A 13,773-nucleotide genomic window follows, 5' to 3' on the forward strand; every position below is an offset into this window, starting at 1 on the left:
CTCCTGTCAGGAATCGACGGGCTGCCCGGTTCAGGTAGCGAAACCGCGTGAGACAGGAGTCAGGACATGCAGCACCGCATCATCGTCATCGGAGCCGGATACACCGGAGCCGTCGCCGCCGGGCGCCTCGCCAAGCGGCTGCACCGCGACGACGTCGCCCTCACCCTCGTCAACGCCGAGCCCGACTTCGTCGAGCGCGTCCGGATGCACCAACTGGCCGTCGGCCAGGACCTCGGAGCCCGGCCCTTCAGCGAGATGTTCGCGGGCACCGGCGTCGAACTGAAGCTCGCGAAGGTCACCGGAGTCGACGTCGACCGCAGGACCGTCGCCGTCATCGGCGCGAACGGCATCGAGGAACTGGAGTACGACACCCTCGTCTACGCACTGGGCAGCGGCTGGAACAGCCAGGACGTCCCCGGCACCGCCGAGTACGCCCACGAGATCGCCGGCCGCCCCGGAGCACTCCGGCTGCGCGAGCGGCTGGCCGGCCTGGACGCCGGACAGCCCGTGGTCGTCGTCGGCGGCGGCCTCACCGGCCTGGAGGCCGCGACCGAGATCGCCGAGACCCGCCCGGACCTCGATGTCGCCCTCGCCGCCCGCGGCGACCTCGGCGACCGGCTGTCGCCCAAGGGCCGCCGGCACCTGCGGAAGGTCTTCGGCAAGCTCGGCATCACGGTGCACGAGCACACCGTCGTCACCCGTGTGGAGGCCGACCACGTCATCACCGCCGACGGCACGTCCCTGCCGGCCGCGGTCACCGTGTGGACCACCGGCTTCGCGGTCCACCCGATCGCGAAGGCCACCGCTCTGGAGGTCACCGGCACGGGCCGGATCGTGGTCGACGCGACCATGCGCTCGGTCTCGCACCCGGACGTGTACGCCATCGGCGACGCGGCCCTGGTGGCCGGCCCCGGCGACAAGCCGCTGCGGATGTCGTGCGCCTCGGGCGTACCCACCGCGTGGCAGAGCGCCGACGCCATCGCGGCCCGTCTGACCGGTGGGAAGCTCCCGATCACCCCGATCCGCTACTTCAACCAGTGCATCTCGCTGGGCCGCAAGGAAGCCCTGATCCAGTACGTCACCGCCGACGACCGTGCCGTCGGAGCGGCCCTGACCGGACGGTTCGCCGCCCTCTACAAGGAACTGGTCTGCAAGGGCGCGGCCTGGGGCGTCGCCAACCCGACACTCGGAATACCGGCCCGCCGCCGCCGCGTCGTGCACGGACGAACCCTGGCCGCCCCGGCCGCCAGGGAGTCCGCCTGACCCACCCGGGGCTCCCCCACACAGGGAGCCCCACCCCCGGACGCCCTTTTCAGACCCCGCCCCAGGCAGGCGGATCGGGCCCGTTTCACAGAAGGGGCGAGGGCGCCGTCGAACACTGTCGTACCGACATACGACAGAGGCGTCACGACATACGACAGAGGCCCCAGGATTTCTCCTGGGGCCTCTGGCCTGCTGTGCACTCGGCAGGATTCGGACCTGCAACCTTCTGATCCGTAGGCGGGTGCGCCGTTGAGGCCGGCCAGCCTCTCGCGGCAGAAGACTTGCCCGTGAGCGGACACCAGTACGTGCGTGGGTGCCGATGTACACGGCCGTTGATGTCAGGCGCTGATGTCAGGCGCTGATACCAGGCCCGACAGCACCGCGGACATCACTTCACCACGACGTTGTCCCCGGACGACGTCGACGGCCCGGTGGTGGTGTTGCCGTAGTACACCCAGCGCCACGTAGCCGTCTTGGAGGCCTTCACGGTCGTCCTGAGATCACCCGAGCCGTTCGCGTACACCTTCTTCACCGTGGTGTAGGAGACGGCGCCGGCAGGCTTGAACTGCAAGCTCACCAGACGGCCTCCGTAGGAGGCGTACTTCCTCGTCTCCCAGTTGGCCCGCGTGACCTTCCCGGTCACGGTGATGGTGCTGTCTTTGGACACCGGTTCGGGTGAGGCGTTGACGGTCAGGCGGGAGTTGCGCTGGACGTGGACCGTCAGACCCTCGTCGTCGGTGTCACCACCGCCGCCCGTGAAGTACACCTCGGCCCCGACCTTCCAGGCCCCTGCCTCGCTGTTGCGCATGTCCCATACGCTCGGGTCGAAGTACATCCTCTCGTTGAAGTCGCAGACGCCCGAGCTCACCTTGATGCAGTCGCTCGTCTCGACGGCGTGCCACAGCCGATCACCCGCACCACCGCGGTACAGGAACACCGCCGGCCACTTCCACTTGTGAGTGGTCGCCATCCGGAAGGAGGCGGGCACCGCGACCTCCTTCGACACCCCGATCACAATCGGCTTGCCGCCATTCACCTGGACACGGGTGAACGAGACCCCGCCCTCCGCCGCCCCGGCCGGCACCGCGGCCACGGCCGTGAACACCGCCGCCGCACCACCCGCCACGACGACTCTCCAGACCTGCTTCCCCATCTGATCCCCAATCTCTGTACGGAAAGGCACCGAAGGCTCATCTCTCCAGCGCCTTACAGACAGTCGGCATCCACACAGGGTTGTACACCCGCGAATCACACAGGGCTGATTCGGGGTGGTCGTCATCGGTCCAGAAGTCCCGGTCAACCGGCGCGACATCAGCGCGCTTACGACCTTCCTGGCTGTGCTGGCCGCTCATGGTCGGTGCGGTTGCCTGACCGACACGCACGTCGGGCGGCTGTCCGCCGCCGCGCAGGCCAAGGGGGAGTCTCCCCGGCACTGCGCCGAGGCGTGGACCGACGCCCGCACAGCTCTGGGGATGTGAGCCATGTCGGAGGACGAGAAGACCCCGGCCCGTGAGGTCATCACCGACTACGCGCAGTCCCACTTCCGGTACTTCCGCACCACTGGGGGCACCGTCTACGCGCAGCGCAACGGGCACCCCGTGGCCCGCCCGATCCGCTCCCAGGGCACGACGGGCAGCCACCGACAGGAACTCATGGTCGGCCTCTTCAACGACGGGGTCGGCGTGTTCAACGGGACGTCACTCAAGGAGGCGTTGGACCTGATCGAAGCGCTCGCACTCAGCCAGGACGTCCAGCCCACCCCTGATCGTGGAATCCGGGCGCGTTGAAGTCACCCGCTGATGTCACCCACTGATGTCAAAGGCCCCCTGGACGATGTCCAGGGGGCCTTTGAGCTGTGTGCACTCGGCAGGATTCGAACCTGCAACCTTCTGATCCGTAGCTCTAGCCGAATCGGTCAATGGCGGTCATACCTGCCGCTACGAGACCGCAGAGAGCCACCAGCGGCCGGACGCGGTTGCTCTGGTTGCGGTACTCCGCTGCTGTACAGCAGCCAGGCACCGTCGCTCCTCCTGGGGCCAGACCGTTGTCAGTGCCACTTGCTAGATTGCCTGGTGGAAAGAGACCGGTCAGAGAACCTTCGAGGTCCGCGGTCAAGGGGGGTGGGCATAAAGGTCCCCGGGAGCCACCTCGGGACTATGTTGCAGGCCGTAGATCCCCGCCCCCCTCATCCTCCATGAGGCCAGCGGTCGGCACCTCCACTGAACGGCGGTACCGGGGAGGCTCCCTCAAATGTCCCCAGGTGGGATACGGCGATCGGCGCTCTCAGCGTCGTCCACGTGTCCGTGGGCGCACCATGCCTGCTAGGGATGAGGCATGGCCTCATCCTTATCAGGTCGATCACTGAGGTCTGTCAGCATCGACCAACCCCGCCTGCGCCTCGGACGATCGTCCACTGCGATCCGGCACCGACCGCTGCTGTTCGTGCTTGTTGGTGTCAGACGGTGATGTCAGGCGCCGCACGTGGTCTTGACAACGGCTACACGTTCCTCGCTGAGTCGCCCCGTGGTTTCCCGCTTCTCCCCGCGACCGTATCGGGGACGCGACGGGCACGCTCAATCGTCGGCCTGCTGATCTTCTTGGCTGCGAGGAAGGGTCGATCGGATGGACCACACAGCCGCGAGGAAGCCGAACCCGAAAGGCAGGCCGTCCCATGGCTGCGGCAACGTGGATTGGAGCCACCTGGTCCCCACGCAGATCAGCACGAGGACCAGGACCAGCAAAGGGCGCCGGACGATGTGCCTGACTATCGAGATGAACGACGCGCTGAATTGCCTCAGTCTCCCCGGCTTCATGTCCCGGGACTGTAGCGCCGCTTCCCCCACCTTCACCACGTACGCCAACCCACCACTCACCCCGGCTCCCATCCCGTCCGCCTTCGACCCACACTCCGTGGAGCGGTCGTGGTTCAGGGCGTCAAGGTGGAGCGCGCCACTGTACGAACGACCTTGACGCCCTGGGCCGCGACTGCTCGGCTTTTGCCTGGGTCGAAGGTGGTCGGGATGGGAGCCCACGACGCTCACCACGAATCCGCCGGCACTCGCGAACGGCGCCATCGCCATCCCGGTGCCGTAGCGCCCCCGCCGGAGGCATGTCTTGAAGCCGCGGGCTTGGTTCTCGTCTCATGCCCTTCGGGCCTGTCCATTGCGGGCGCGCGTCGGCGGCGGCAGCGCCGAGCGGGCCGAAGGCAGGAGCGCGGGCGCAGCCAGAGCCGGGAAGCGCGCCCGGCGGAGCGGAGCGCAGCCGGGTGCCTTGATGAGGTAGAGAAACCTGTAACAGCTCTCGGCGTCGTTCAAGCAGAGGGCGAATCGATCGAGAGGAGTCGACTGGTGAAACCGGCTTGGCGGAGTCGCTGGTACGCCTCGGCTACGTCGGCAGGTACGGGCTGGCTGATCATGAATCCCTGATCCGGGTAGATCATCAGTCGCTGCAATGCGCCCACGAGCATGTCGATCACCAGACGTGCGTCACCGATGGAATCCACGTACTCGTCCAGAGTCATCGGCGTCGAAGCGCTGACGATCTCCACCTCAGGCCACAGCTTGCGGGCAGTGGCGTATGCCCGCCGCTCCTCGTACGGCTTGCTGATCAGCAGGACAGAGGCCACCTGGACGCCCGCTTGCTCCAGCACTTCCCGCGAGAAGCGGATGTTCTCACCCGTGTTGCGTGCCCTCGGCTCCACGAGGACAGCTGAGCTGGGAACACCCAATTCGAGTGCCCGCTCTCGGTAGTGGACTGCTTCCCCTCGGGGCATCCGCTCCCTGGTCGTGGGGCTCGTGGCTCCGGTGAAGAGCAGGAGCGGCACCAATCCGCGCTGATACAGGTCTGCCGACGTGTCGGCCACTCCCAGGTCATGGCTGCCGAGCCCGATGGCAACGGAACAGGGTTGGAGGGTGTGGCCCATCTGGTGGTAGTCCCAAATGCGCCGCGCGTCAGCCCAGTCCTGTGCAGAGATCACTACGAGTCTTCCTTGTCCGTCGCTGAGTCAGGCACCTGAAACTCGTATTCCCAGGCGAAGCGCGATGCCGCGTGCACTCCAATGGCGAACTCCACTACCGTGCCGTCGGCCGTGTACGTCGTCCGGTGCAGTTCAACGACTGGCTCTCCCGGCGGGAGTTGGAGAAGCTTTGACTCGTCCAGTGTGGCGGCCCGAGCGAAGACCCGCTCTTTCATGTGGTCGATCTCGTAACCGGCGTCGTAGAGCACGCGGAACCCTCCGCCCCGGCCGGCGGGCCCGGGAGTCGGGTCAACGATGCGGGTTCCCTCAACGTGTTCGGGCCGGTAGTAACTCGTCAAAGTGTGGGTGGGCTGCTCGCCTTCCTTCACAAGTCGCGCCCGCGCGTACACCTCAGCCCCTGCAGGCAGGCCGTGCGCTTCCGATACGGCGGGTGGAGCCTCCACCAGGCTGACAGTCTGCGTCTGCTCGTTCCGGCGGTAGGAACGCCCACTTGCTACACGGTCCGCGATGAACGCCACTTCGTCGCCATCGCGCCACTTGGCCTTGTCGTACCGAGCGATACCAAGTCGCTTGAGGGGAACCTGCTGGCGCACGACCGTGCCGTGCCCGCGGGATGAAGTGACCAGACCTTCAGCTTCGAGAGCCTTGTAGGCGGCGTGGACGGTGGACTTGGAACCCTCACCCGCCTCCACAAGCTTCCGGATGTGCGGAAGCTGCGCACCCGGAGCGTAGTCACCGCCCCTGATCTGTTCGGCCAGCTTGTCTGCCAGCTCTCGCCACTTGGGCGCCATCCCGGACCCCTCTCGTCGGAACCAAGTCAAACACAGTCCCAGGACTGTTGACAGTCCCAGGACTACGAGTCATCATCTTGCTTAGCGGCTCGCAGTCCTAGGACAGCGGGTCTCTTGGAGCCCTCTTTGGGCTGCTCCACTCAATCCAGGGAGTATTCAGATGCCGTCCTTCAAGATCGACGTTTCGACCGCTGTCGTGTTCGTGGCGACGCCCCCGACCCCGAAGCTCGTGAGCAAGCAGACCGGTGAGATCGCGATGGACCGGGAGACCGGTGCCCCCCTCGCGACGGTGGGTCTGCTGATCTCGGACGAGGGGGAGGGCAACCTCTACCAGGTGACCGTGCCGAGCACGGGTGTCCCGGAGAACCTGAACCCGGGGACGCCGGTGACGGTGATCGGGTTGAAGGCCCGGGACTGGGAGAACACGTTCAACGGCCAGACCCGCCACGGGATCAGCTTCCGTGCGGTGGCCATCACGGCGGGTGCCTGACCATGTCGGATGTCGCCACGGTGATTGAGATCGCGGGGGCCTTATCGGCTGCCGGTGGTCTCGGGTATGCGAAGGTTCGCGCTCCTCGCGTGTTCTGGTCGCTGGCCGGTCTGCCGGTGGCACGGGTCCGGTTCTCCCTCACCTACCGATCCACGATGGATGTGTGCGGGCTGACGGTTCAGCCCTCCCGCCTGCGGGCGTTCATGGTCCGCAACGTGGCCCGTCGCCAGGATGTGCAGCCCGTCCCGCCGAGTGTCCGCCGTGTACGGGGTTCCTCCACCGGGATGCGGGTCACCCTCCGCCTTCCCGCTGGCCTGGAACCCGCGGACGTGGCTGCCGCCTCGGAACGGCTCCGGCACGCCTGGGGCGTCCACTCCGTCCACGTCGTGGAGATCAAGCCCGGGTTCGTAGAGCTGCGAATGACCGGCTACGACGTGCTGCGGCGGGTAAAGATGCCGCGCCGCCTGCCCCGCAAGCTGATGTCCGGCCCGATGGTGGTGCCGGTGGCACTGCGGGAGGACGGGACCGCGTTCGTCCGGGACTACAAGAAGATCCCGCACGCCTTGACCCTTGGGGCGAATCAGTCGGGCAAGTCGATGTATCAGCGCAACCTCATCGCCGGTCTGGCGAAACTCCCGGTCGGACTGGTCGGGATCGACTGCAAGCGCGGTGTCGAACAGCGCGGCTACGCACCCCGGCTGTCCGCCCTCGCCGTCACTCCGGAAGAAGCATCGAGCCTGCTGGAAGTCCTGGTCCGGGAGATGGAAGACCGCTTCGACATCCTCAGCGCGCACGGCGTCTCCGACCTGTGGGAACTGCCCGTCAAGGTTCGGCCGGTTCCGCTGGTCGTCCTGGTGGACGAGGTGGCCGAACTGTTCCTGGTCGCTGCGAAGAAGGACGAGGAACGGCGCGACCAGATGGTGATGCACCTGGTCCGGCTCGCGCAGATGGCCCGGGCGGTCGGCATCTACCTGGAGGTCTGCGGACAGCGCTTCGGCTCCGAACTCGGCAAGGGCGCCACCATGCTCCGCGCTCAGCTCACCGGCCGTGTCGTGCACCGCGTCAACGACAAGCAAACCGCAGACATGGGCCTGGGCGACATCGCCCCGGAAGCGGTCTTCGCTGCCACGACGATTCCGCCGGATCACCCCGGTGTGGCCGTGGCCGGTGACTCCTCCGGCGGCTGGTCCCGCATCCGCACCCCCGAAATGAGCGCCGCCGACGCCGTGGCTGTCTGCCACGAATACGCGCACCTGACCCCGGACATCCCGGCTCTGACTCCGTTCCGGCCGGTCGTCCGTACTGCTCCGGCTGGTGTTCCGCCGCTGGTCATTCCGGTGCCGGTCACCGAGTAACACCCGCACCTTCCTCGGTTGGCGTGACCGCCTCGCCAGGTCCCTACCCCACCCATGTCCGGCGCTGGGCGGTCGGCCCATCATCCCGCCCGGCCCCGGTCCCACCCCGAAACGGAGGTGAACCCGATGTCCCGCACCCTGCGCCTGGACGCCGTACTGATCCAAGCCGTGATCGCCGGTGCCCTGTCCTTCTCCCACCTGCACGACCTGGCACAAGCGGCCGGGCAAGACGGCTGGAAGGCATGGGCCTACCCAATCAGCGTGGATCTGTTGCTCGTCGCCGCCTGGCGCCGTATGCGTACCCACGCCGACAACCGGGCCGCGTGGATCTGGTTCGTGATCGCGCTGGCCGCGTCCCTCGGCGCGAACATCGCCACCGCCGGACTCCTCGACCTGGCCGACGTACCGGCCTGGCTCCGCATCCTCGTCGCCGGATGGCCCGCCCTCGCCTTCCTCGGCGGAACCCTCCTCGCCCACGCACCCAATGCGCCGGCCGATTTCGAACCGGTTCCGGCTGCTGCGGCCCTGGCCGAACCCGATGCCGAGCAGGCCCCGGACGTCACGGTGGAGCGCGCTCCCGACCCCGCCCCGCAACTCCCGCCCGCACCCGCTCCGGCCCCTACTCCGGCTGTGGCTGTTCCTCCGGCGTTGCTCGACCACGCCCGCAAGGTCGCCGACCAGCACCACGCCACAACCGGCAACCGGATCGACCCGGCCACCCTTCGTGCCCGGCTCGGCGTCCCGGCCCAGCTCGCTGACGCCATCACCGCCCAACTCACCTGAGAGGAACTGATCATGCGTCCGTCCATCCGCGCGGCCCTGAAACGGTCCGCCGAACTCACCCGGAACAACCGCCTCGTCGAGGGCATGGAGGTGGGCGAGTCCGCGATCCGCTCCGCCACCCCGGACGAGCACCCCGAGATTCAGGCCTGGCTCACCGACCACGCCGACGACTTCACCGGCACCACCGGCGGCACGGCATGACGCGCCCCAACCGCTTCACCAACGTGACCCGTATCGGCCCCGTCCAGGTCGGCACCCACCACGACGGACGCGGCCGCACCAAGCACACCGCCGCCTGCACCGCCCCCGGCTGCAACTTCTCCGCCGACTACCTCAACCGCGCCGCCGCCGAACTCGCAGCCCGAACCCACCGCTGCAACCCCTGACCGGAGGTGACCCCGTGCGCTACCCCGAAGACCAGCTCAACGCCGGTCACATCCCGACCGACCTGCTCGGACAGCTCCCGCCCGGCACCGACCCGAAACAGATCGTCATCGTCCGCGCTGCGCCCCGCAACTACACGGGCCCCATCCTGCTGGCCATCACAATCACCGGCGGAATCGCTCTGATCATCCTGATGATCGCCGTGACCCTGCACGTTGCCGCTGTCGCGACGGTCGCCGTTCTCTCAGCCACCGGCGGCCTGGGCCTCACGCTCAAGCGCCCCCAGCACCGCAGCAAGTAGCCCCCGGGGCGGCCTCAACCGCCAAGTTTCCGCCGCCCCGGGCGCCTCAACACCTTCCAGATCACGCAGACCCGAAAGGGAGATCCCATCATGTCCCAGCACACCAGGCCCCGGCCGATCTGCGCCCACTGCGACGGCTTCCCCCAGGTCGCCATCACCACCGGCCAGAGCACCTCGAACGGACAGCGCCGCACCGTCACCGCGACCTGCCTCCCCTGCAACGGGACCGGCCACACCAACCTCATCCGGGCCTACGCCCGCTCCGGGAAGTGACCGCGTGACCGACACCGCCACCGCGGCGGGCCTGGACCCGGCGACCCTGAGCGATGTGCTGAGGGTGGCCGGGTCCACCGGCTTTGACCGCTGGGAAGAACAGATCCGCCGTACCGGAGGATGCGCTCAGCCCATCCACCTGACCGGCGCCACCAAGACCACCGACCGGGCAACCGGCACCCTCCTGCACCACTACACGACCGATACCGAGCCTGGTGGCCGGTTACGGATCGCCTGCGGCAACCGCCGCGCCTCCCGCTGCCCCGCCTGCGCCTGGACCTACGCCGGAGACACCTACCACCTCATCCACGCCGGACTCACTGGAGACCCGGACAAGGGCACCCCGCACACCATCCGCGATCACCCCCGGGTCTTCGCCACCCTCACCGCACCCTCGTTCGGGCCTGTCCACAACCGGCCCGGGAACCGGCCCTGCCGCTGCGGCATCCACCATCCCGAGACCGCCCCCGAACTCGGCAAGCCGATCGACCCCAGGACGTACGACTACGCGGGCGCGGTGCTGTGGAACAACCACGCTTCCGATCTGTGGCGCTACTTCACGATCTACCTGCGTCGCGAGATTGCACGCCGAGCCGGTCTCACCCAAAAGGCGGCCCGCGAACAGTCCCGGCTGTCGTTCGGGAAGGTCGCCGAGTACCAAAAGCGCGGCGCGGTCCACTTCCACGCGGTGATCCGCTTCGACGGACCAGACGGCCCCGACTCCCCGCCCCCGGCCTGGGCCACCCTCGACCTGCTCGACGACGCGATCCACGCGGCTGCCGCCCGGGTCGAAGTCACTGTGCCGGCCAATCCGGCTGCCGGGATCGCCAATGACTGGGTGCTGCGCTGGGGCACTCAGCTCGACGTCCAGCCCATCGGCGCCTTCGGCAACGGTGAAGACCTCACCGAACAGGCCGTGGCCTCCTACGTCGCCAAGTACGCCACCAAAGCAGCCGAGACCACCGGCACCGTCGACCACCGCATCGGCAACAAAGAAGCCCTGATCCTCCTCGGCGTCCCGGATCACCCCCGACGCCTGATCGAAGCGTGCCTTGACCTCCACCACGCCTATCCCGATCGCAAGCTCCGCGACTGGGCCCACATGCTCGGCTTCCGCGGCCACTTCTCCACCAAATCCCGCCGCTACTCCACCACCCTCGGCGCCCTCCGCCAGGTCCGCGCCGACTACCGCGCCAACCAGCAACGCGCCGCCCTCGGCCTGCCCGACCCCGACGACCACCCCGAAGCAACCACCCTCACCCTCGCCCACTGGGCCTACGCCGGCCACGGCCACACCCCCGGCGAATCCTGGCTCGCCGCCAACATCCACCGCGACATCCAACACAACCGCGACACCGCCCGCGAACACCGAGCCGAACTGCAAGCCCTGGAAGGGGAGGAATGCTGATGACCACCACCGTGATCGAGCGGAAGTGGCACACCACGGCCGAGGTGGCCGAGATGCTGAGCTTCGGGCTCTCCAAGACGAAGATGCTCGTGCTCACCGGTGAGATCCGCTCGGTAAAGGTCGGCCGCAACCGCCGCATCCTCCCGGCCTGGGTGGACGAGTACGTCCAGCGCGTCACCGGCGACGCCGATGGGTGGGCAGCATGACCGGCAAGCGCGGCAACGGAGAAGGGTCCATCTACCCGTACAAGAACGGCTTCGCGGCCTATGTCTGGGTGACCAAGCCTGACGGCAAGCGTGCCAGGAAGTACGCATACGGCAAGACGCGCGATGAGGTCCACGACAAGTGGCTGAACCTCCACGCCGCAGCGAAGCAAGGGCCGGTGGCCACCCGGCACCGCACCCTGGACGCCTTCCTGGCCTACTGGCTCGACTCGATCGTGAAGCCCAACCTCGCCCCGTTGTCGTACGTCTCGTACGAGGGCTACGTCCGGCTCTACATCGCTCCCCATCTCGGCGGTAAGCGGCTAGACAAGCTGACCGTGCGGGACGTACGCGAGTGGCTGACCAAGTTGGGGACCATCTGCCAGTGCTGCGCTCAGGACAAGGATGCCAAGAGGGCACCGGCTCGCCGGAAGTGCTGCGCGGTCGGGGATTGCTGCGAGTCGTATCCATCCCGACGGGTGATCCAAGCCTCCCGTGATGCTCTGCGCGCTGCACTGACCCACGCGGTCACAGAAGAGGAGATCGGCAAGAACGTCGCCTCGCTGGTGAAGGTGCCCAAACCTCGTCGCCGTCGGATCAAGCCGTGGTCCGTCGCCGAGGCCGGACAGTTCCTCGCGGACGCGGCGGCCCGTGATGACCACCTCTTCGCAGCCTGGGTCCTCGTGCTGACGCTCGGCCTGCGCCGCGGGGAGGTCCTGGGGCTGACGTGGAAGTCCATCGACTTCGAGGCCGGTGAACTGTACGTGGATCACCAGATCCAGCGGGCCGGACGTCAGATCCTCCACCGTGAGACCAAGACGGAGGACTCCGACGACTTCTTGCCGCTGCCGGCGCTCTGCCTCAAGGCGCTTCGGATGCGCCGCGCTCAGCAGCTCGGCGACCGGAAAGCCGCGGGCGAACTCTGGCAGGACGCGCACGGCCTGGTCTTCACGACTAAGTACGGCACTCCGATCGAGCCGGGGAATCTCACCCGGATGTTCGCGCTGCGCGCTCGTCGTGCCAGCCTGCGAGTGATCCCACTGAGAAACACCCGGCACACATGCAGTTCGCTGTTGGTCGCGCTCAAGGTGCATCCGAAGATCGCTCAGCGCATCCTTCGGCACTCGCAGATCGCCATGACGATGGAGGTCTACGCCGAAGCGAGCGAGGACGCGGTGCGCGACGCAATTGGGAAGCTGTCCGACGCGATGGGCGGTACCGGCTGACACGGTTGCTGTACTTCGCTGCTGTACGGGCAACGCGAGAGGCCCTCAGGATTTCTCCTGAGGGCCTCTGGCCTGCTGTGCACTCGGCAGGATTCGAACCTGCAACCTTCTGATCCGTAGTCAGATGCTCTATCCGTTAAGCTACGAGTGCCTGCCGTTGGTGTGAACCGCTGGCTTGCCTCCCGGGCTTCTGTGCCCCGTCGGCGTTGCGAGAACAACATTACATGACCTGCGCCGTCACGCGAAATCCATTAGCTCCACCAGTCCTGAGCTGCGAAAAGGCCGTCTCGGGAGCGCTGCGAGGCAAGGGCCTTCCTCACCCGTACGGAGTCGTCGGCGGCCGGAGACGACCGAAGCCCCGTGCCAGGGGCACGGGGCTTCGGATGAGAGCGGAGGCGGAGGGATTTGAACCCTCGATGGGCTTTAAGACCCAAACCGCATTAGCAGTGCGGCGCCATAGACCGGACTAGGCGACGCCTCCAGCACACCCCGCGCAAGCGCGGGTGGTGCGTTGCAGATGATGACACAGACGAGCGCGCTGTCACCAATCGCGGTCCACCGTACTAGGCAGGCGGGTGCCAGGGCAAAGCACCGCAGCGGTTGCGCATCGTCAGGGCGTGCGGAGCGTTAGAGGGGGCGGGGGCGCCGCCCCCGCCCGTTCCGCCGCACATCGTGTCCAGAGCACAGGAGCCCCGCATGCTGCGTCGCCTCACCGTCACCGCTGTCGCCTCTCTCGCCCTACTCGCCGCCGCCGCGCCGGGGGCGACCGCCCTGCCACCGGTCCCCGTACCGCTGCTGCCGGTGCCCCTGTTCCTGGACGACCCGCAGGACCCGTGGGGTCAGGTAGGGAAGGGAAGCCCGGAGGGCGGTCAGGGAGGTCACGGCGGTCAGAGCCCCCGCGGCAGCCAGGAGGTCAGCGTGCGGATGACCGTGACCGTCACGGATTCCGGGGACCCGTCCGCCGACGGCACCTTCGAGCTCGTGTGCGGGCCGGACAGGGCGGGCGGCACCCACGCGAAGGCCCAGGCGGCCTGCGACCGGCTGGCGGACGCGTACGCGGCGGACGAGAACCCGTTCCTGCCGACGCCCAAGGACGCCATGTGCACCCAGATCCACGGCGGACCCGCCACCGCCCGGATCGCCGGAACCTGGCAGGGGCGGGCCGTCTCCGCACATCTGAACCGGGTGAACGGCTGCGAGATCTCGCGCTGGAACAACCTGATTCCGGTTGTGCCCACCGTCTGACAGCTCTCCACCCGCCCCTCCCGAGACCCCGGCCGCCGACTGTCCGCGCACGTCACACGGTGCGCGGACAGTCAC

The 13,773-nt window shown here is 67.8% G+C and carries 15 protein-coding genes, 2 tRNA genes and 2 pseudogenes; 14 read left to right on the forward strand and 5 right to left on the reverse strand.

Annotated features, from left to right (window positions below; genetic code table 11):
• Positions 1 to 66 precede the first annotated feature (66 nt).
• Positions 67 to 1,263: an NAD(P)/FAD-dependent oxidoreductase gene (locus F0344_RS16975; protein WP_185299592.1), complete on the forward strand. Its 1,197-nt coding sequence runs from the start codon at positions 67 to 69 to the stop codon at positions 1,261 to 1,263.
• A gap of 388 nt (positions 1,264 to 1,651) precedes the next feature.
• Here F0344_RS16975 and F0344_RS16980 read toward each other — a convergent pair whose 3' ends face one another.
• A complete protein-coding gene (locus tag F0344_RS16980; protein WP_185299593.1) occupies positions 1,652 to 2,416 on the reverse strand; it encodes a hypothetical protein in 765 nt (254 codons plus the stop codon).
• A 172-nt stretch (positions 2,417 to 2,588) separates the two neighbouring features.
• Between F0344_RS16980 and F0344_RS35850 the strand changes: the two are divergent.
• Both F0344_RS35850 and F0344_RS16985 read left to right on the forward strand, forming a co-directional pair.
• Positions 2,589 to 2,741, forward strand: a pseudogene (locus F0344_RS35850) (DNA primase); the annotation flags it as partial.
• A 3-nt stretch (positions 2,742 to 2,744) separates the two neighbouring features.
• Positions 2,745 to 3,023 (forward strand): annotated as a pseudogene (locus F0344_RS16985) (ATP-binding protein); the annotation flags it as partial.
• Positions 3,024 to 4,573: 1,550 nt separating this feature from the next.
• On the opposite strand, the gene F0344_RS16990 reads toward F0344_RS16985, so the two are convergent.
• Together F0344_RS16990 and F0344_RS16995 are read right to left on the reverse strand one after the other, a co-directional pair.
• A complete protein-coding gene (locus F0344_RS16990; RefSeq protein WP_185299594.1) occupies positions 4,574 to 5,239 on the reverse strand; it encodes a YdcF family protein in 666 nt (221 codons plus the stop codon).
• A complete protein-coding gene (locus F0344_RS16995; RefSeq protein WP_185299595.1) occupies positions 5,239 to 6,030 on the reverse strand; it encodes a GntR family transcriptional regulator in 792 nt (263 codons plus the stop codon). The genes F0344_RS16990 and F0344_RS16995 overlap by 1 nt, the downstream gene beginning before the upstream one ends.
• Before the next feature lie 160 nt (positions 6,031 to 6,190).
• Between F0344_RS16995 and F0344_RS17000 the strand changes: the two genes are divergently transcribed.
• The 10 genes from F0344_RS17000 (at position 6,191) to F0344_RS17045 (ending at position 12,453) form a co-directional block, all read left to right on the forward strand.
• Positions 6,191 to 6,520: an SCO3933 family regulatory protein gene (locus F0344_RS17000; protein ID WP_185299596.1), complete on the forward strand. Its 330-nt coding sequence runs from the start codon at positions 6,191 to 6,193 to the stop codon at positions 6,518 to 6,520.
• 2 nt (positions 6,521 to 6,522) lie between these two features.
• Positions 6,523 to 7,875 carry an FtsK/SpoIIIE domain-containing protein gene (locus F0344_RS17005; protein WP_185299597.1) on the forward strand — a complete coding sequence of 451 codons (1,353 nt, stop codon included), beginning with the start codon at positions 6,523 to 6,525 and terminating at the stop codon, positions 7,873 to 7,875.
• 126 nt (positions 7,876 to 8,001) lie between these two features.
• Entirely contained in the window at positions 8,002 to 8,658 is a 657-nt protein-coding gene (locus tag F0344_RS17010; protein ID WP_185299598.1) for a DUF2637 domain-containing protein, read from the forward strand.
• 12 nt (positions 8,659 to 8,670) lie between these two features.
• Positions 8,671 to 8,859, forward strand: a complete 189-nt coding sequence (locus F0344_RS17015) for a hypothetical protein (protein ID WP_185299599.1) — start codon at positions 8,671 to 8,673, stop codon at positions 8,857 to 8,859.
• A complete protein-coding gene (locus F0344_RS17020; protein WP_185299600.1) occupies positions 8,856 to 9,044 on the forward strand; it encodes a mobile element transfer protein in 189 nt (62 codons plus the stop codon). The genes F0344_RS17015 and F0344_RS17020 overlap by 4 nt, the downstream gene beginning before the upstream one ends.
• Positions 9,045 to 9,058: 14 nt before the next feature.
• Positions 9,059 to 9,343: a hypothetical protein gene (locus F0344_RS17025; protein WP_185299601.1), complete on the forward strand. Its 285-nt coding sequence runs from the start codon at positions 9,059 to 9,061 to the stop codon at positions 9,341 to 9,343.
• A gap of 90 nt (positions 9,344 to 9,433) precedes the next feature.
• On the forward strand, positions 9,434 to 9,616 hold the full coding sequence (locus F0344_RS17030; protein WP_185299602.1) for a hypothetical protein: 183 nt from the start codon (positions 9,434 to 9,436) through the stop codon (positions 9,614 to 9,616).
• A 4-nt stretch (positions 9,617 to 9,620) separates the two neighbouring features.
• Positions 9,621 to 11,024: a replication initiator protein RepSA gene (gene repSA, locus F0344_RS17035; RefSeq protein ID WP_185299603.1), complete on the forward strand. Its 1,404-nt coding sequence runs from the start codon at positions 9,621 to 9,623 to the stop codon at positions 11,022 to 11,024.
• Positions 11,024 to 11,230, forward strand: a complete 207-nt coding sequence (locus F0344_RS17040; RefSeq protein WP_185299604.1) for an excisionase family DNA-binding protein — start codon at positions 11,024 to 11,026, stop codon at positions 11,228 to 11,230. Before repSA ends, F0344_RS17040 begins: the two co-directional genes overlap by 1 nt.
• Positions 11,218 to 12,453, forward strand: coding sequence for a site-specific integrase (locus F0344_RS17045; RefSeq protein WP_185299605.1), 1,236 nt, complete (start codon positions 11,218 to 11,220; stop codon positions 12,451 to 12,453). The genes F0344_RS17040 and F0344_RS17045 overlap by 13 nt, the downstream gene beginning before the upstream one ends.
• Positions 12,454 to 12,531: 78 nt before the next feature.
• On the opposite strand, the gene F0344_RS17050 is transcribed toward F0344_RS17045, so the two are convergent.
• Both F0344_RS17050 and F0344_RS17055 read right to left on the reverse strand, forming a co-directional pair.
• Positions 12,532 to 12,604: transfer RNA gene (locus F0344_RS17050), tRNA-Arg, on the reverse strand.
• A 239-nt stretch (positions 12,605 to 12,843) separates the two neighbouring features.
• A tRNA-Ser gene (locus F0344_RS17055) sits at positions 12,844 to 12,934 on the reverse strand.
• A gap of 215 nt (positions 12,935 to 13,149) precedes the next feature.
• On the opposite strand from F0344_RS17055, the gene F0344_RS17060 reads away from it, so the two are divergent.
• The gene (locus F0344_RS17060; protein WP_185299606.1) at positions 13,150 to 13,698 is read left to right on the forward strand and encodes an SSI family serine proteinase inhibitor; all 549 of its coding nucleotides are present in this window, start codon (positions 13,150 to 13,152) and stop codon (positions 13,696 to 13,698) included.
• Positions 13,699 to 13,773: the final 75 nt, after the last annotated feature.

It is taken from the genome of Streptomyces finlayi, assembly GCF_014216315.1.
Taxonomy (GTDB): Bacteria; Actinomycetota; Actinomycetes; order Streptomycetales; family Streptomycetaceae; genus Streptomyces; species Streptomyces finlayi_A.